The sequence below is a fragment of the Pseudomonas sp. GW101-3H06 genome, assembly GCF_059424605.1.
The window spans coordinates 4,924,383-4,941,628 of the sequence record NZ_JBWKZO010000001.1 but is presented as its reverse complement, the minus strand read 5'-3'; the positions used below and the strand labels follow the sequence as shown (position 1 = coordinate 4,941,628).

14 protein-coding genes are annotated in these 17,246 nt (G+C 59.8%); 8 read left to right on the top strand and 6 right to left on the bottom strand.

Annotated features, from left to right (window positions below; all coding sequences use genetic code 11):
* Nucleotides 1–28: 28 nt before the first annotated feature.
* Entirely contained in the window at nt 29–2,923 is a 2,895-nt protein-coding gene (locus AC07ZE_RS22605) for a ribonucleoside-diphosphate reductase subunit alpha (RefSeq protein WP_095195798.1), read from the bottom strand.
* Between the two features lie 732 nt (nt 2,924–3,655).
* On the opposite strand from AC07ZE_RS22605, the gene AC07ZE_RS22600 reads away from it, so the two are divergent.
* Together AC07ZE_RS22600 and AC07ZE_RS22595 are read left to right on the top strand one after the other, a co-directional pair.
* On the top strand, nt 3,656–4,378 hold the full coding sequence (locus AC07ZE_RS22600) for a response regulator (RefSeq protein ID WP_207266700.1): 723 nt from the start codon (nt 3,656–3,658) through the stop codon (nt 4,376–4,378).
* Complete coding sequence (locus AC07ZE_RS22595) at nt 4,375–5,985, top strand: ATP-binding protein (RefSeq protein WP_207266699.1); 1,611 nt, start codon at nt 4,375–4,377, stop codon at nt 5,983–5,985. The genes AC07ZE_RS22600 and AC07ZE_RS22595 overlap by 4 nt, the downstream gene beginning before the upstream one ends.
* Nucleotides 5,986–6,028: 43 nt before the next feature.
* Here the strand turns inward: AC07ZE_RS22595 and AC07ZE_RS22590 are convergent, their stop codons facing one another.
* Together AC07ZE_RS22590 and AC07ZE_RS22585 are read right to left on the bottom strand one after the other, a co-directional pair.
* Nucleotides 6,029–6,754, bottom strand: coding sequence for a 4'-phosphopantetheinyl transferase family protein (locus AC07ZE_RS22590; protein ID WP_207266698.1), 726 nt, complete (start codon nt 6,752–6,754; stop codon nt 6,029–6,031).
* A gap of 159 nt (nt 6,755–6,913) precedes the next feature.
* Nucleotides 6,914–7,705, bottom strand: a complete 792-nt coding sequence (locus tag AC07ZE_RS22585) for a dienelactone hydrolase family protein (RefSeq protein ID WP_207266697.1) — start codon at nt 7,703–7,705, stop codon at nt 6,914–6,916.
* A gap of 146 nt (nt 7,706–7,851) precedes the next feature.
* Here AC07ZE_RS22585 and AC07ZE_RS22580 point away from each other — a divergent pair, with 146 nt between their 5' ends.
* The 3 genes from AC07ZE_RS22580 to AC07ZE_RS22570 all read left to right on the top strand — a co-directional run bounded on the left by AC07ZE_RS22580 (nt 7,852) and on the right by AC07ZE_RS22570 (nt 10,595).
* A complete protein-coding gene (locus AC07ZE_RS22580) occupies nt 7,852–8,454 on the top strand; it encodes a hypothetical protein (RefSeq protein ID WP_207266696.1) in 603 nt (200 codons plus the stop codon).
* Nucleotides 8,455–8,574: 120 nt separating this feature from the next.
* On the top strand, nt 8,575–9,252 hold the full coding sequence (locus AC07ZE_RS22575; RefSeq protein WP_207266695.1) for a response regulator transcription factor: 678 nt from the start codon (nt 8,575–8,577) through the stop codon (nt 9,250–9,252).
* Nucleotides 9,249–10,595, top strand: a complete 1,347-nt coding sequence (locus AC07ZE_RS22570; RefSeq protein WP_207266694.1) for an ATP-binding protein — start codon at nt 9,249–9,251, stop codon at nt 10,593–10,595. The genes AC07ZE_RS22575 and AC07ZE_RS22570 overlap by 4 nt, the downstream gene beginning before the upstream one ends.
* Nucleotides 10,596–10,696: 101 nt before the next feature.
* Here AC07ZE_RS22570 and AC07ZE_RS22565 read toward each other — a convergent pair whose 3' ends face one another.
* Nucleotides 10,697–11,710 (bottom strand): AraC family transcriptional regulator, encoded by a 1,014-nt coding sequence (locus AC07ZE_RS22565; RefSeq protein ID WP_207266693.1) that lies wholly within the window; start codon nt 11,708–11,710, stop codon nt 10,697–10,699.
* A gap of 338 nt (nt 11,711–12,048) precedes the next feature.
* Here AC07ZE_RS22565 and AC07ZE_RS22560 point away from each other — a divergent pair, with 338 nt between their 5' ends.
* Together AC07ZE_RS22560 and AC07ZE_RS22555 are read left to right on the top strand one after the other, a co-directional pair.
* Nucleotides 12,049–13,380, top strand: a complete 1,332-nt coding sequence (locus AC07ZE_RS22560; protein WP_095195789.1) for a dicarboxylate/amino acid:cation symporter — start codon at nt 12,049–12,051, stop codon at nt 13,378–13,380.
* A 143-nt stretch (nt 13,381–13,523) separates the two neighbouring features.
* Nucleotides 13,524–14,705, top strand: a complete 1,182-nt coding sequence (locus tag AC07ZE_RS22555; protein WP_207266692.1) for a CaiB/BaiF CoA transferase family protein — start codon at nt 13,524–13,526, stop codon at nt 14,703–14,705.
* A gap of 48 nt (nt 14,706–14,753) precedes the next feature.
* Here the strand turns inward: AC07ZE_RS22555 and AC07ZE_RS22550 are convergent, their stop codons facing one another.
* Together AC07ZE_RS22550 and AC07ZE_RS22545 are read right to left on the bottom strand one after the other, a co-directional pair.
* Entirely contained in the window at nt 14,754–15,248 is a 495-nt protein-coding gene (locus AC07ZE_RS22550) for a SprT family zinc-dependent metalloprotease (RefSeq protein ID WP_207266691.1), read from the bottom strand.
* A gap of 158 nt (nt 15,249–15,406) precedes the next feature.
* Complete coding sequence (locus tag AC07ZE_RS22545; RefSeq protein WP_095195786.1) at nt 15,407–16,009, bottom strand: Yip1 family protein; 603 nt, start codon at nt 16,007–16,009, stop codon at nt 15,407–15,409.
* Between the two features lie 278 nt (nt 16,010–16,287).
* Here AC07ZE_RS22545 and ttcA point away from each other — a divergent pair, with 278 nt between their 5' ends.
* Entirely contained in the window at nt 16,288–17,112 is an 825-nt protein-coding gene (gene ttcA / locus AC07ZE_RS22540; RefSeq protein WP_047532261.1) for a tRNA 2-thiocytidine(32) synthetase TtcA, read from the top strand.
* The last annotated feature ends 134 nt before the right edge of the window (nt 17,113–17,246 follow it).

Below are 17,246 nucleotides of genomic sequence, written 5' to 3'. Positions count from 1 at the left end.
AATGTATACGTTTATTTGTACATGGATTTCATTGGCAAGCTTCGCAATCCGGCTCGTCGATGGCGCAGGCCTTCGGCACGGGAGCAGGACCGGCTGGAGCAGCCAGGACCGAGTCGTCACCGTGGTTGCCGCCGCTGGAAACAGCGTTCAGCTTACCGGTGTTGATGGTCGACTTCTCGGTGCTGGTCGCGGCCAGGGCACGGAGGTAGTAAGTGGTTTTCAGACCACGGTACCAGGCCATGCGGTAGGTCACGTCCAGCTTCTTGCCCGAAGCGCCGGCGATGTACAGGTTCAGCGACTGAGCCTGGTCGATCCACTTCTGACGACGGCTTGCCGCGTCGACGATCCACTTGGTGTCCACTTCGAACGCGGTCGCGTAGAGCTCTTTGAGTTCTTGCGGGATGCGTTCGATTTGCTGCACGGAACCGTCGTAGTACTTCAGGTCGTTGATCATGACCGAGTCCCACAGACCGCGAGCCTTAAGGTCGCGAACCAGGTACGGGTTGATCACGGTGAATTCGCCCGACAGGTTCGATTTCACATAGAGGTTCTGGTAGGTCGGTTCGATCGACTGCGACACGCCGGTGATGTTGGCGATGGTTGCGGTCGGTGCGATGGCCATGATGTTGGAGTTACGAATGCCTTTCTGCACACGGGCGCGCACAGGTGCCCAGTCCAGGGTTTCGTTCAGGTCGACATCGATGTACTTCTGGCCACGGGCTTCGATCAGGATCTGTTGCGAATCCAGTGGCAGGATGCCCTTGGACCACAGCGAGCCCTGGAACGTCTCGTAGGCGCCACGCTCGTCAGCCAGGTCGCAGGAAGCCTGGATCGCGTAGTAGCTGACCGCTTCCATCGACTTGTCGGCGAACTCGACGGCAGCGTCGGAACCGTAAGGGATGTGCTGCAGGTACAGCGCGTCCTGGAAGCCCATGATGCCCAGGCCGACCGGACGGTGCTTGAAGTTGGAGTTCTTCGCTTGCGGCACCGAGTAGTAGTTGATGTCGATCACGTTGTCGAGCATGCGCACGGCGGTGTTCACGGTGCGTTGCAGCTTGGCGGTGTCGAGCTTGCCGCCCACGATGTGGTTCGGCAGGTTGATCGAGCCCAGGTTGCAAACGGCGATCTCGTCCTTGTTGGTGTTCAAGGTGATCTCGGTGCACAGGTTCGAGCTGTGGACCACGCCGACGTGCTGCTGCGGGCTGCGCAGGTTGCACGGGTCCTTGAAGGTCAGCCATGGGTGGCCGGTTTCAAACAGCATGGACAGCATCTTGCGCCACAGGTCTTTGGCCTGGATGGTCTTGAACAGCTTGACCTTGCCCGGGTACTCGGTCAGGGCTTCGTAGTACTCGTAGCGCTCTTCGAAGGCCTTGCCGGTCAGGTCGTGCAGGTCCGGGACTTCGGATGGCGAGAACAGGGTCCACTTGCCGTCATCGAAGACACGCTTCATGAACAGGTCAGGGATCCAGTTGGCGGTGTTCATGTCGTGGGTACGACGACGATCGTCACCGGTGTTCTTGCGCAGCTCGATGAACTCTTCGATGTCCATGTGCCAGGTTTCCAGGTAGGCACATACAGCGCCCTTGCGCTTGCCACCCTGGTTAACGGCGACGGCGGTGTCGTTCACCACTTTCAGGAACGGCACGACGCCCTGGGACTTGCCGTTGGTGCCCTTGATGTACGAACCCAGCGCACGAACCGGCGTCCAGTCGTTACCCAGGCCACCGGCGAATTTCGACAGCATGGCGTTGTCGTGGATCGCGTGGTAGATGCCCGACAGGTCATCCGGCACGGTGGTCAGGTAGCAGCTCGACAGCTGTGGACGCAGAGTGCCGGCGTTGAACAGGGTCGGAGTCGACGACATGTAGTCGAAGGACGACAGCAGGTTGTAGAACTCGATCGCACGGTCTTCTTTGTGCTTCTCTTCGATCGCCAGGCCCATGGCCACGCGCATGAAGAAGATCTGTGGCAATTCGAAGCGCACGCCATCCTTGTGGATGAAGTAACGGTCGTACAGGGTTTGCAGGCCCAGGTAGGTGAACTGCTGGTCGCGCTCGTGGTTGATCGCCTTGCCGAGTTTTTCCAGGTCGAAGTCGGCCAGAACCGGGTTCAGCAATTCGAATTCGATACCCTTGGCGATGTAGGCAGGCAGGGCCTTGGCGTACAGGTCGACCATTTCGTGGTGGGTGGCGCTTTCGGCGACGCCGAGGAAACCCAGGCCTTCGGCACGCAGGGTGTCCATCAGCAGGCGGGCGGTCACGAACGAGTAGTTCGGCTCGCGCTCGACCAGGGTACGGGCGGTCATCACCAGGGCGGTGTTGACGTCGGTCAGGGCCACGCCGTCGTACAGGTTTTTCAGGGTTTCGCGCTGGATCAGGTCGCCGTCGACCTCTTCCAGGCCTTCGCACGCTTCGGTGACGATGGTGTTCAGGCGACCCATGTCCAGCGGCGCCAGGCTGCCATCGGCGCGGGTGATGCGGATCGACGGGTGAGCGTTGACCGCTTCTTCGACCGGTGCATGGGCGGCGCGCTCTTTCGAGCGAGCGTCACGGTAGATCACGTAGTCGCGAGCGACTTTCTGTTCGCCGGCGCGCATCAGGGCCAGTTCGACCTGGTCCTGGATTTCTTCGATGTGGATGGTGCCGCCCGATGGCATGCGACGCTTGAAGGTGGCAGTGACCTGTTCGGTCAGGCGGGCAACGGTGTCGTGGATTCGCGACGAAGCGGCAGCGGTGCCGCCCTCAACTGCGAGAAACGCTTTGGTGATGGCGACGGTGATCTTGTCATCGGTGTAAGGAACGACAGTGCCGTTACGCTTGATCACGCGCAGCTGGCCAGGCGCGGTGGCGGACAGATCCGAATTCGAATCGGCGGCCTGCGGCAAGGTGCCCTGCGGGTTCTCGCGAGTTGTGTCGGTTTGCATGGGTGTCTCCACGTTCTCTATGTTTGTTTGGGCACCATCAAGGTGCCCACCGTTCCGTCCTGAAGCACTACAACCGGCGAATGCCGGGCATAACAACTTCGGGACAGTAGGAAGGGTGCTATTGGGCGCCGCTTCCATGCCGAAGTCTTTGGTCTCGTGCCATGGGCCTGAGACCGGGGTCCTTTAAGGGTGACAGTTGGGACTGCAACACCCGTACCGTTTTCACCCTTTTGGGCCGAAATACAGTAGCCATCCGCACGCGCGGTTTGGTCTTTCGAAAATACGTTTGGTTCAACCGGACAGTGGCAAGAAAAGCGCTTGAAATTGGTGTCCGGTTTGTGTTTGGTTTTTTGCGCGAAACCCTACATCTAGGGTTTTTTTGGCGCTGGGCTACAAGATAATGCGTTTTGGGGGGGGATTGCAACGTACTACCTGTGGATAAACCTGTGCGTAAATTGTGTGTGAAAGAGCGAATCGGCGTGTAGGCCGCGATGCTGCTGGACCGGGCCTTTTTTCATCATTTTTCAACGATCGAAAACGCCTGGACGGATTTTAAAGGGCGCGAACCCTATCACAAAAAACCGCCTTGTCCGAACGCATTTACCAGCTTGTGTTCTGGACGGGCGACGTTTATACAATCGGCCAGCATGCAGGCAATTTATCCGCCCCAATCATTACAAAAAGACGGGTGGGTCCTTCCTTATTAGAGATATTGGCAAGCAGAGGTCACCCGTGGAGCAAGAAGCCTGGCAGGTATTGATTGTCGAGGACGACCAGCGTCTGGCCGAACTGACCCGCGACTACCTGGAAGCCAATGGCCTGCGGGTAGCAATAGAAGGCAATGGCGCCCTGGCGGCGGCGCGCATCATCAAGGAGCAGCCGGACCTGGTGATCCTCGACCTGATGCTCCCCGGCGAGGACGGTCTGAGCATTTGTCGCAAGGTCCGCGACCGCTATGACGGCCCGATCCTGATGCTCACCGCCCGCACCGACGACACCGACCAGATCCTTGGCCTGGACCTGGGGGCCGACGACTACGTGTGCAAACCGGTGCGTCCGCGCTTGCTGCTGGCGCGCATCCAGGCTTTGTTGCGACGCAGTGAAGCACCGGAGGTCGCCCCGGAAAAACAGCGGCGCCTGCAGTTCGGCCCCCTGGTGGTGGACAACGCGCTGCGCGAAGCCTGGCTGAACGACAACGGCATCGAGCTGACCAGCGCCGAGTTCGATCTGCTCTGGCTGTTGGTGGCCAACGCCGGGCGCATTCTGTCCCGGGAAGAAATCTTCACTGCGTTGCGCGGCATCGGCTATGACGGCCAAGACCGTTCCATCGACGTGCGCATTTCACGCATTCGCCCGAAAATCGGCGATGACCCGGAGCATCCGCGGCTGATCAAGACCATCCGCAGCAAAGGCTATCTGTTCGTTCCCGAGGCCTGCGTAGACTCGTCCCTGTGAACTCGATCTTCCTGCGCATCTATGGCGGCATGTGCGCCGCGCTGATTCTGGTGGCGGTACTCGGTGTCCTGGCATTGCACATGCTCAATCAGGTGCGCAGCGAGCAATATCGCGAGCGTCTGGCCCACGGCACTTTCTCGCTGATGGCCGACAACCTGCAACCGATGAACCGAACCGAGCGCCACCGGGCGTTGCTGGTGTGGGAGCGGCTGCTGGGGATTCCGCTGGCGTTGAAAACCTTCAACGAAACCGACCTCGACCTCACCCAGCGCACCCGTGTACTGAGGGGCCAGGCCCTGGTGGAGCAGACCGGCCCGCATGCGGCGAAGGTTTACCGTCTGGTCAGCGACGAGGAACAGTTGGTGCTGACCGGCGAAGTGCAGCAGATCAGCGAACAATTGGCCCGGGCGACGATTTACCTGTTGACCGATGAACTGGTGCGCTACCCGGTGGGTGAACAGCCGGTGCGCCTGGCGCAATTGAAGCAGGACAAAGGCTTTGGTTTCGACTTGCGCCTGGTGACGGTGCAAGACGCCGACATGGACGAAGACCAGAGTCGTCGGGTGTCCGAAGGCGACACGGTGATGGCGTTGGGCAAGGGCGGCGATTCGATCCGGGTGTTTGCCGGCATGGTCGGCACACCGTGGGTACTGGAAATCGGTCCCTTGTATCAGATGAATCCTTATCCGCCGGAGTGGCTGGTGCTGATCGCCGCGCTGGGCCTGACCCTGATCGGGTTGATCGTCTATCTGCTGGTACGGCAACTGGAGCGCCGTTTGCGCGGTCTGGAAGCGGCGGCCACGCGCATCGCCAAGGGCAGCCTGGAAACTCGCGTCCCGGCGCGGGGTGCGGACTCGGTTGGGCGGCTGGCGTCAGCGTTCAACGGCATGGCCGAGCACCTGCAACAACTGCTGGCGATCCAGCGCGAACTGGTGCGCGCGGTGTCCCACGAGTTGCGCACACCGGTGGCGCGCTTGCGCTTTGGACTGGAAATGATCGGCTCGGCCACTACCCCGCAGGCCCTGGAAAAATATTGCGCGAGTATGGATCACGACATCGAGGATCTCGATCGTCTGGTGGATGAGATGCTGACCTATGCGCGGCTGGAACAGGGCTCTCCGGCGCTGAACTTCCAGCGCATCGACCTGGATGCGCTGGTCAATCAGGTCATCGAGGAACTGGCGCCACTTCGCGCCGATGTTACGGTGCAACGAGGCTTGTGCCTGTCGGCTGCCGATTGTGACGATGCCTGGGTCGAGGCCGAGCCGCGTTACTTGCATCGGGCGCTGCAGAACCTTGTCAGCAACGCCATGCGCCATGCGCAATCGCGGGTGACCATCAGCTATCAGGTGGGACAACAACGCTGTCGGGTGGACGTCGAGGACGATGGACCGGGGGTGCCGGAATTGGCCTGGGAGAAAATCTTCACCCCGTTCCTGCGCCTGGATGACAGCCGTACCCGTGCTTCAGGCGGGCACGGATTGGGCCTGTCCATTGTTCGACGCATCATCCACTGGCATGACGGGCGGGCGCTGATTGGCAAGAGCAAAAGTCTGGGCGGAGCCTGTTTCAGTTTGAGTTGGCCGCGCAATCAGGAGAAGCGTTGAGATAGAGTGTTGTTTTTGAGGCCATTCCTAACACTGAATATTTTCAGGCCTTGATACTGACCAGACTCAACAACTGCCCATCCTTGACCCCGAACTGCGCATCCAGCTCAGTGCCGTTACACCATTCACTGGAGAGGTCGGTCAACAACCGCAACCGCACCTCACCCGCGTCGGTCCACTCCAGTACTTCGGCATGTTCAAAGTAGAAACGCTGCCGGACGATCGGATAGAGCGCCTTGAACAGGCTTTCCTTCACCGAAAAGGTCAGGGTCACCAGCAACGCCCGCAAGTCTCGACGGCCAGCGGCCATGCGCTGCAGCTCGGGCGGGGTGAGAATTTCTCCGGCCAGGCGCTCTGCACGTTCGGCATTGAGCAGGTTTTCCAGGTCCATGCCCAATCCTTGCCAATGGCTTTTGTTCGCAACGATTGCTGCGGCCCGGCCGGTGCTGTGGGTAATGGAGCCGGTGATGTGCGCCGGCCAGACCGGGGCGCGGTCTTCGCCGATGGCCGGGCTGAAACTCAGGCCTTCCAGTTGCTGCAATGCGGCCCGCGCGCAAACCCGTCCGGCGAGAAACTCCGCCTGGCGTTTGGCGACGGAGCGCTGGATGCTCGCCGGCGCTTCGATGGCGCTGCGCTGGAAATCATCGCTGAGCAGTTGCGAAGTATCGAAACGGGTGCTCAACAGCACCGCATCGGGCAGCACGAACGGCAGCGGCCAGTGGGCATCGAGGGGCGTGCAGCAGGCGGGCAGGGCGGGGACGGAATTCATGTCGGGCATTTTGCCGGGTTGCCTGGCGGCTGGGTAGTGCAAAGGTTCAGATCGGTTGTGCTGCCTTCGCGAGCAGGCTCGCCCACAGAATATCCGGTGTGGCACCAATTCAATGTGGGAGCGAGCCTGTTCGCGAAGGCAGCGCCGCGGTTTAACTGATCAACTGAAGATCTTCTTGAAAAACCCCTGCATATCCCCCCACGACTTTTCATCCGCCGCCTTGTTGTAACCAATATCCGGCCCGCCGTGATCACCATGGCCCAAGCGATCGGCATCGGGATTGCTGAAACCGTGCTTGGCGCCATCCAGGATGACGAATTGGTAGTCGGCCCCGGCCTTATCCATTTCAACCTTGAAGGCGGCGACGTTGTCTTGGGTGATCATGCTGTCCAGCGCGCCATGCTCAACCAGGATTTTCGCTTTCACGCTGCCGGGTGTCGCCGGCGTATTGGTCGCCAGCGCGCCGTGGAAACTCACCACGCCGGCCAATGGCACGCCCCGGCGCGCGGCGTTGAGCACCACGCCACCGCCGAAGCAGTAACCAATGGCGGCCACCTTGGCCGGATCGGTTTGTGGTTGTTTCTTCAATAAGTCGAGCCCGGCCTGAAAGCGCGCGCTGGATGCGGCGCTGTCCTTCAATGCGGCCTGCATGAAGGCCATGGCATCCTTGGGGTGTTCGGTGTTCTTGCCATCGCCGTACATGTCGATGGCCAGGGCGCTGTAGCCCAGGCCGGCGAGGTCACGGGCGCGACGCTTGGTGTAATCGTTGAGCCCCCACCATTCATGCACCACCACGACACCGGGGCGCGGGCCCTTGATCGCGTCGTCGTAGGCGTAATAGCCGATCAGCTGGGTGCCATCGGCACTCTGGTAGGGAATTTCCTGGGTCTTGATGGCGGCGTGACCGAACCCGCTCAAGGCCAGCAAGAGGACAGCTAAGAACATGCGCATGGTCGAATCTCCTGTGGAAACTCATTGGAACCGGCGAGTCGAGTTGATTCAGCTCAGGTTCAGAGTGCGTTCAGGGGGAGTTCAGGGCCGGGTCAGTAACCTTGCGCCATACCCGAAAAGCAAATAGCGCATGAGGTAACTCCCCAATGACTGCATTCAAAAAACTGCTTCTGGCTTTCACCGTCATGGGCGCCAGTGTCGCCGCCCATGCTGGCGACGACAATTTCGCCAGCCTTACTTTTGGACAGACCAGCGACAAGGTGAAAAAGTCCAATGCACTGGACACTAACCTCAATAATCCGAACGCCGGCGGCGTGATCGACAAGGACAATACCTGGGGTGTGCGTCTGGGGCGGCAGAACAGTCAGGGCCGCTACTACGCCACCTACGACAATGTGTCGGGCTCACACAATGGGATTAAACTGCGTCAGGAAAACCTCCTGGGCAGCTACGATCTGTTCTACCCGGTGGGCGGCAGTACCAAGCTGTTCGGTGGCGCCACCGCCGGCTTGACCAAACTGACGCAGGACTCGCCAGGCTATAGCCGCGACAGCGATATCGGTTACGCCATTGGCGGGCAGATGGGTGTGCTGCAACAGGTGTCGCAAAACACCTCGGTTGAACTGGGTTACCGTTACCTGCGTAGCAATGCCAGTACCGAGATGAGCCAGAGCGGTGGCAGCAAACAGGGGGCGCTGGACCTGACCAGCAGTGCCCAGACATATCTGTCCGCCAACTACGCTTTCTAAACCGCGGTCTGTGAAAACCGGGGCCGGATCACTGATCCGGCGTCGGCATGTTAGTCATCGAGGCGTGCATGCTTTTGAGCAACGGGTGCCTCTGGAGCTGTTGATTTGCTGGAGAGCGTTATGAAACTGCTGGTCGTCGAAGATGAAGCGCTGTTGCGCCATCACCTGCAAACCCGCCTGACGGAAAGCGGCCATGTGGTCGAATCCGTGGCCAACGCCGAGGAGGCGCTGTATCAGACCGAGCAGTTCAACCACGACCTGGCGGTGATCGATCTCGGGCTGCCGGGCATGAGCGGCCTCGATCTGATCCGTCAGCTGCGTTCACGGGGCAAGACCTTCCCGATCCTGATCCTCACCGCGCGCGGCAATTGGCAGGACAAAGTCGAAGGCCTGGCCGCCGGGGCGGACGATTATGTGGTCAAGCCCTTCCAGTTCGAGGAACTGGACGCCCGGCTCAATGCCTTGCTGCGTCGCTCCAGCGGTTTTACCCAATCGACCATCGTCGCCGGGCCGTTGTTGCTCGACCTCAATCGCAAACAAGCGTCTCTGGACGACCAGCCGCTGGCGCTGACGGCCTACGAATACCGCATCCTCGAATACCTGATGCGCCATCACCAGCAAGTGGTGGCGAAAGACCGCCTGATGGAACAGCTGTATCCGGATGACGACGAGCGCGATCCGAACGTGATCGAAGTGTTGGTCGGCCGTCTACGCCGCAAACTGGAGGGGCCGGCCGGGTTCAAGCCGATCGATACCGTTCGCGGCCTCGGCTACCTGTTCAATGAGCGCTGCACTTGATTCGTTCGCTTCGTGTGCGCTTGATGCTCGCCGCCACGCTGCTGGCGGTGCTGTTCATGCTGGCGCTGTTGCCCGCGATGCAGGGCGCGTTCAGCCTGGCACTGCAGGATTCCATCGAGCAGCGCCTGGCGTCGGATGTAACGACGCTGATCTCCGCCGCCCGGGTGGAGAACAACCGCTTGCAGATGCCGGCGCAGTTGCCTGACGAGCGTTTTAACCTCACCGATAGCCGTTTGCTCGGCTACATCTATGACCGCGAAGGTCACCTGGTCTGGCGATCCAAGGCCACCCAGGAAGAAAAGATCAATTACAAGCCGCGTTATGACGGGCGCGGTAACGAGTTCGCAAGGATCAGCGAAGCCAATGGCCAGGAGTTCTTCGTCTATGACGTTGAAGTCAAGTTGCTGGGCGGCAAGAGTGCGGCGTTCAGCATTGTCGCGCTGCAACCGGTTCGCGAGTACGAACAGACCGTCGAAGGCCTGCGGGAAAACCTTTATCTGGGCTTCGGCGCGGCCTTGCTGGTGCTGCTGGCGTTGCTGTGGATCGGCCTGACCTGGGGGTTGCAGGCGCTGCGCCGACTCAGCCAGGAACTGGACGAAATCGAAAGTGGCGCCCGTGAAAGTCTCAGCGAGCAACATCCCCGCGAACTGTTGCGCCTGACCGGCTCCCTGAACCGCTTGCTGCACAGCGAGCGCGAGCAGCGCAGTCGTTACCGCGACTCCCTCGACGATCTGGCACACAGCCTGAAAACCCCGTTGGCCGTACTGCAAGGCGTCAGCGAGGACATGGCGCAACGCCCCGAAGACCGCGACCAGGCTTGGGTGCTGCAAACCCAGATCGAGCGCATGAGCCAGCAGATCAGCTATCAACTGCAGCGCGCCAGCCTGCGTAAAAGCGGCCTGGTGCGTCATCAGGTACAACTTCGGCCGGTGCTGCAAAGCTTGTGCGACACGCTGGACAAGGTCTACCGCGACAAGCGCGTGGGGGTGGTTCTGGACCTGCCGCAGGAGTGTTATGTGCCGATCGAGCAGGGCGCCTTGCTGGAGATGATGGGCAATCTGCTGGAGAACGCCTATCGCCTGTGCCTGGGCGAAGTGCGTATCAGCGTGCGCCAGACCCTGAGCGGCACTGAGTTGTGCGTCGAAGACGACGGCCCCGGCGTACCGCCCGACCAGCGTGCGCGCATCCTGCAAAGAGGCGAGCGGCTGGATCGGCAGCATCCCGGGCAAGGTATTGGCCTGGCGGTGGTCAAGGACATCATCGAAAGCTATAGCGCCAAACTGACCCTGGGGGATTCGCCCATGGGCGGGGCTGCATTCAGGATTCTGTTTCCGATGGTCTGATTCTAAGTGACTTGTGTTGTCACTGGCCTCTTCGCGAGCAGGCTCCCACATCGGATTAGCGCCGTCTGCTCACGAAGAGACCAACCAGTCCGCCGCAAATCTCAGCTTTCCTGCGCGCGATAAGCCCCCGGCGTCAGCCCCGTCCACTTTTTGAACGCTCGATGAAACGCCGACGGCTCGGAAAACCCCAGTTGCTCGGCGATCTGCTGCAAGGGCAGGTCGTTGCGGCTCAGGTGATAGATCGCAATGTCGCGGCGCAGATGATCCTTCAACGCCTGAAAACTGGTGCCTTCCTCGCGCAGATGCCGTCGTAGCGTCTGCGGGCTGATGTGCAGGTGCGCGGCCACGGCGTCCAGATCCGGCCAGCGTGAGCTGTCGCGGCTGAGCAAGCGCCGCAACTGACTGCTCAAGCTGTGGCCGTCGTCCGGGCGCGACAGCAGGTTGGCAGGTGAGTGTTCAAGGAAGTGCTTGAGGGTACGTTCGTCCTGCAGCAACGGCATGTTCAGGTATCGGCTGTGGAACAGCAGGCTGCTCTGTTCTGTCGCGCTCGTTGTTGTAGAAAAAACCAGCGGACAGGTAAACAATAAATCGTATTCAGCCCCGTGTTCCGGTCGTGGATAGCTGAATGTGGCCTGCTTCAGCCGTATGCGTTGGCCGATCAGCCAACTGCCAAAACGGTGCCAGATCACCAACAGGCTTTCGGTGAGGAAATGGTCCGGATCCCAGAGCTGCGAATCGTCCAGGCTCAGGCGGATCATGTCACCTTCGTGCGTCAGGGTCAGGCACGGTGCATCAGGGAATAGGCTATAAAACAATAGGCCGCGGTTGAGCGCCTTATCCAGACTGCGGCAGTGGATCACGGCATGGCACATCATCGCAAAGCTGCCTGGTTTGCTCGGCGCCTGACCGAATCCCAGGTATTCGTCGCCCAGCGCCAGCCACAGTGACCGGATCAGTCGGGTGAACTGCTCCGGCGCGATGCGCGCCCGCGGCTCGTCGAGCAACTCGGGGCTGATCCCTACTTGCTGCAGCAGCTGTGAATAGTCGTAGCCACGACGTTGAGCGCCACGCAAGGCAGCGCGGGCAAAATGACTGGCGATGGTGCGTTCGCGCATAACAGGCAAATCCGTCCATTGAACGACGGATGGTAGCTGCGGTTGGAAGCGACGAACAAGGCGGATATCCGCCAAATTGCGGGATGGGTTTTGGTTGAGGGGCGGAAATCCGCCACTGCGTTGTAACCGTCCGCGGGCGTTGATAACCCGCAACCCTTGATATCAAAAGGCTTGCAGGGGTTTTGCGCAAGGTGGCACGGGCTTTGCGATACAACAAGCAGATGTCTGCCGTCGCGCAGCTCGAAAAAACAAATCCCTCCAGTGCAGGAGGGTTCGCAAATGAGGTGTCGAGGGCAACAGATGGATGTTGTCGGCGCGCACTCTTGAGGAACTTTGCAATGACGACTCGTCAGCCACTGTACAAATCCCTGTATTTCCAGGTGATCGTTGCAATTGTCATCGGTATTTTGCTCGGTCACTACTATCCGCAGCTCGGTGTGGCGGTCAAGCCACTGGGTGACGGGTTCATCAAACTGATCAAAATGATCATCGCCCCGATCATCTTCTGCACCGTCGTCAGCGGTATCGCCGGCATGCAGAACATGAAGTCGGTCGGCAAGACCGGCGGTTACGCGCTGCTGTACTTCGAAATCGTTTCGACCATCGCTTTGATCGTCGGTCTGGTAGTGGTCAACATTGTGCAGCCGGGCGCCGGCATGCACATCGACGTGACCACGCTGGATGCCTCCAAAGTGGCTGCCTATGTCTCGGCCGGTGCTGATCAAAGCGTCGTCGGCTTCCTCCTCAACGTGATCCCGTCCACCATCGTCGGTGCGTTCGCCACGGGTGACATCCTGCAAGTGCTGATGTTCTCGGTGATCTTCGGTTTCGCCCTGCATCGCCTGGGTGCCTACGGCAAGCCGCTGCTGGACTTCATTGATCGCTTCGCCCACGTGATGTTCAACATCATCAACATGATCATGAAGCTCGCGCCGATCGGTGCCTTCGGTGCCATGGCCTTCACCATCGGTGCCTACGGTGTCGGCTCGCTGGTGCAACTGGGTCAGTTGATGGCCTGCTTCTACATCACTTGCCTGCTGTTCATCCTGATCGTGCTGGGCGGTATCGCTCGCGCTCACGGCTTCAGCGTACTGAAACTGATCCGTTACATCCGTGAAGAACTGTTGATCGTGCTGGGTACTTCTTCTTCGGAATCGGTTCTGCCACGCATGCTGATCAAGATGGAGCGTCTGGGCGCGAAGAAATCCGTCGTGGGTCTGGTGATCCCGACCGGTTACTCGTTCAACCTCGACGGTACCGCGATCTACCTGACCATGGCGGCCGTGTTCATTGCCCAGGCAACTGACACTCACATGGACATCACGCACCAGCTCACTCTGTTGGTCGTGCTGCTGCTGTCGTCCAAAGGTGCCGCGGGTGTGACCGGTTCGGGCTTCATCGTACTGGCCGCCACCCTGTCCGCTGTTGGCCATCTGCCGGTTGCCGGCCTGGCGCTGATACTCGGCATCGACCGCTTCATGTCCGAAGCACGTGCCCTGACCAACCTGATCGGTAACGCTGTTGCCACCGTGGTTGTTGCCAAGTGGGTCAAGGAACTGGACACCGACGTCCTGCAAGCCGAGCTGGCTTCGGGCGGTCGTGGCATCTCTAACGAGCGTGAAGAAGACGACCTGGGTGTGGCCGAAGGCCAGGCCTCGAACGTCAAGTAAGACCTCGTGAAATGAAAAACCCGCTTCGGCGGGTTTTTTATTGCCTGCGACTTGAGCGTAACGGTCAGCGTCACTGGCGCATAAGGTGATTGCTCCAGCGCGTTCGCCTGCCTAGTCTGGGGCATCTTAGGGGGAGAATTTTCATGCTCGGTCCACTGGCATCACTCAAGGTTCTGGATTTCTCGACACTGCTGCCGGGGCCGTTCGCCTCGTTGTTGCTGGCGGACATGGGCGCCGAGGTGCTGCGCATCGAATCGCCATCCCGCATGGACCTCGTTCGCGTGCTGCCGCCCCACGATCAGGGCGTATCGGCCAGCCACGCCTACCTCAATCGCAACAAACGCAGCCTGGCCCTGGACCTCAAGCAGCCTGCGGCGCTGGAGGTGATCAAGCAGTTGCTCAAGGAGTACGACATCGTGCTGGAGCAGTTTCGCCCCGGCGTCATGGAGCGCTTGGGCCTGGGGTATGAAGCCTTGAAGGCGATCAATCCCAGGCTCATTTATGTGTCGATCACCGGCTACGGCCAGACCGGTCCTTACAAAGACCGCGCGGGCCATGACATCAACTACCTGGCGCTGGCCGGGCTGGCGAGCTACACCGGCCGCGCTGACAGCGGACCGTTGCCCTTGGGCGCACAGCTGGCGGATGTCGCCGGTGGCTCGCTGCACGGCGTCATCGGCCTGTTGGCGGCAGTGATTGCCCGGCAGCAGACCGGGCAGGGGCAGCATCTGGATGTGAGCATGACCGACTGCGCATTCAGCCTGAACGCCATGGCCGGTGCCGGGTACCTGGCGTGTGGCGTCGAGCCGGGACGGGAAGACCAGATGCTCAATGGTGGCAGCTTCTACGATTATTACCGTTCGCGGGATGGGCGCTGGTTGTCGGTGGGCAGCCTGGAGCCGGGCTTCATGAAACAGCTGTGTGTGGCGTTGGGCGTGGAAGAACTGGCAAGCCTGGGGCTGTCACCTCAACCGGCACAGCAGAAAAAGCTCAAGGAGGCGCTGAGGGTTGAGTTCGAGAAGCATGACTTCACCGAGCTGTGCGCCTTGTTCTCCGAGTTGGATGCCTGTGTCGAGCCGGTATTGAGTCTGGGGGAGGCGGTGCGGCATCCGCAGTTTCAGGCGCGCAAGCTGGTGACAGACGTGCCGCGCGGTGATGGCTCGACGCAGGCGCAAATGGCTTGCCCGTTGAAGTTTTCCGATGGCTTGCCCGAGCCGAAGCATATTGGTTCGGCGCTGGGGGCGCATACGGATCAGGTGTTGGGGGAGTTGGGGTTCAATGCTGAGCGGATAGAGGGTTTACGGCGCGCCAAGGTGATCCTCTAGCGCCTGTCAGGCCGTCTTCGCGAGCAGGCTCAAACACCACAAGTCCAACTACTCGACCCGCATCTCCCCACTGAACACCAACGTACTGCGGCACCGCCTGCACAAATAACGCCGCCCCTGTCGCACTAGACCATGGCGCTGCGCTGAAAACGGGAAATCGCTCTCCGGGCAAGGGCATCTGTAGATATAGCGGGTCACGCTGCGGCGTTTGACGTCATAGGTGTGGCATCGGTTGGGCGGCAGTTCGTACACGCCGCGCATGATCAATTGCCACTCTTCGCCATGGGGCTGGATACGGTCGCCGAACAGTTGATGGGCGATCAGGTGGGCGACTTCGTGAGCCACGGTTTGCTTGAGGAAGTCTTCGGTGTTTTCCCGGTACAACTGCGGGTTGAAGCGCAGCAGGTTCTCGTGCAAATGCGCGACACCGGCTTTTTGCCCGCGCAGCTTGAGGCTCACCAGCGGGCGTTTGAAAGGTCGTTTGAAAAAGGATTCAGCTTGTTGGAAACAGTCTTCGACGCGGGTATTGAGTTGCTCAGGCATGCTTGATGGATCTCCAGAGACGTCGAGTATGCCGCAACCCTCGGGCCTTGCGAATCGCTCAAGTGCCGAATGGTCGTTGCCATTCCAGTGGTTCAAGCATTGAAAGGCCGCCTTGCGGCGGCCTGTGTTGGCAGATCTAGTTTTTGGGTGGTGAGTTGCTAATTGGTATAGACCGGCCCCACGCCGAGTCCCCAGACAATCACGGTAAACGCCATGATGGCCACCAGCACCACCAGGCCTACCGCGAGTACCGAGCTTGAAAACAGGAATCCCTCGTCCGATGGAATGTTCATGAATGTCGGTAGCCCGACGTACAGCAGGTAGACGGTGTAGCAGATCGCCGCGGTGCCGACGATCATCCCCAGCCACAAATGCGGATACAGCGCCGCTATGCCGCCAATGAACAGCGGAGTCGCGGTATAAGTCGCAAACGCGACGCATCGGGCCAGGCTCGGGTTGGCGTCATAGGTGCGGGCCATCCAGTGGATGAACGCGCCCATGACCGCAACGCCGCCGAGCATTGCCAGGTACGACATGATCGACATCCAGAGTGCGCTTTCCATGGTCAGCATCACGGGCGCTCGATTGCCGATGACCCAACCAACCTGGGTCGTGCCGATAAACGCCGACACTGCAGGGATCGCCGCCAGAATCAGCGTGTGAGTCAGGTACATGTGGCTGATGCTTTCCTCCTGGTCGCCACGGATTTCTTTCCATTCCTGGTCAGGGTGGGTGAAGAGCCCCACTACGTGATGGATCATGCCAGTCACTCCTCTTGTTTTTACCGTCGCCCCCCAGTGGAGCGCCTACGGGCCAAATTGGCCAAGTCAGTAATAGGTCTGGTTATGTCTGCGACCTTATGACGCAGTATAGGAAGGAGTTAACCCTACAGGTGGTAGGGCTTAGAGCAAATTGCGCTGTAAAGCGCTGGCTTAATCGCACTTGTGTCTGTAAGGCTGCAATCTGTCAGGACGCTTCGCCCCCGAAGGGTTTTTGCGTAAAATGCCCGCCTTTCGTCACACCTCACGGATTTCGCGTCATGGGCACTCTTACGGTCAACCAGAACAAACTGCAAAAGCGCCTTCGCCGTCAGGCCGGTGAGGCTGTCGCCGACTTCAACATGATTGAAGACGGCGATAAGGTCATGGTCTGCCTGTCCGGTGGTAAAGACAGCTACACCATGCTTGATGTGTTGATGCACTTGCAGAAGGTCGCACCGATCAAGTTCGAGATCGTGGCCGTGAACATGGACCAGAAACAGCCAGGCTTTCCGGAGCACGTGCTGCCGGCCTACCTCAAGGAACTGGGCATCGAGTACCACATCGTCGAGAAAGACACCTACTCGGTGGTCAAGGAGCTGATTCCCGAAGGCAAGACCACTTGTTCGTTATGCTCGCGCCTGCGTCGCGGCACGCTCTACACCTTCGCCGATGAAATTGGCGCGACCAAGATGGCGCTCGGTCACCATCGCGACGACATCGTCGAAACCTTCTTCCTGAACATGTTCTTCAACGGTTCGCTCAAGGCCATGCCGCCGAAATTGCGCGCCGACGATGGTCGCAACGTGGTGATCCGCCCGCTGGCCTACTGCAACGAGAAAGACATCCAGGCCTATTCGGACCTCAAGCAATTTCCGATCATCCCGTGCAACCTCTGCGGTTCCCAGGAAAACCTGCAACGTCAGGTGGTCAAGGAAATGCTGCAAGACTGGGAACGCAAGACCCCTGGCCGTACCGAGAGCATTTTCCGCAGCCTGCAGAATGTGATTCCGTCGCAATTGGCTGACCGTAATTTGTTCGATTTCACCAACCTGAAGATCGACGAAACGGCGGCTTCGCGCTTCGTCAACGTAGTGAACCTCTAAACACAATCATTGTGGGAGCCAGCCTGCTGGCGATGGCGGAGTCTCAGACACATCATTGTTGACTGACACCCCTTCATCGCCAGCAGGCTGGCTCCCACAGGTTTTGTTACAGGTTGACCGTTCATTTTTCAATC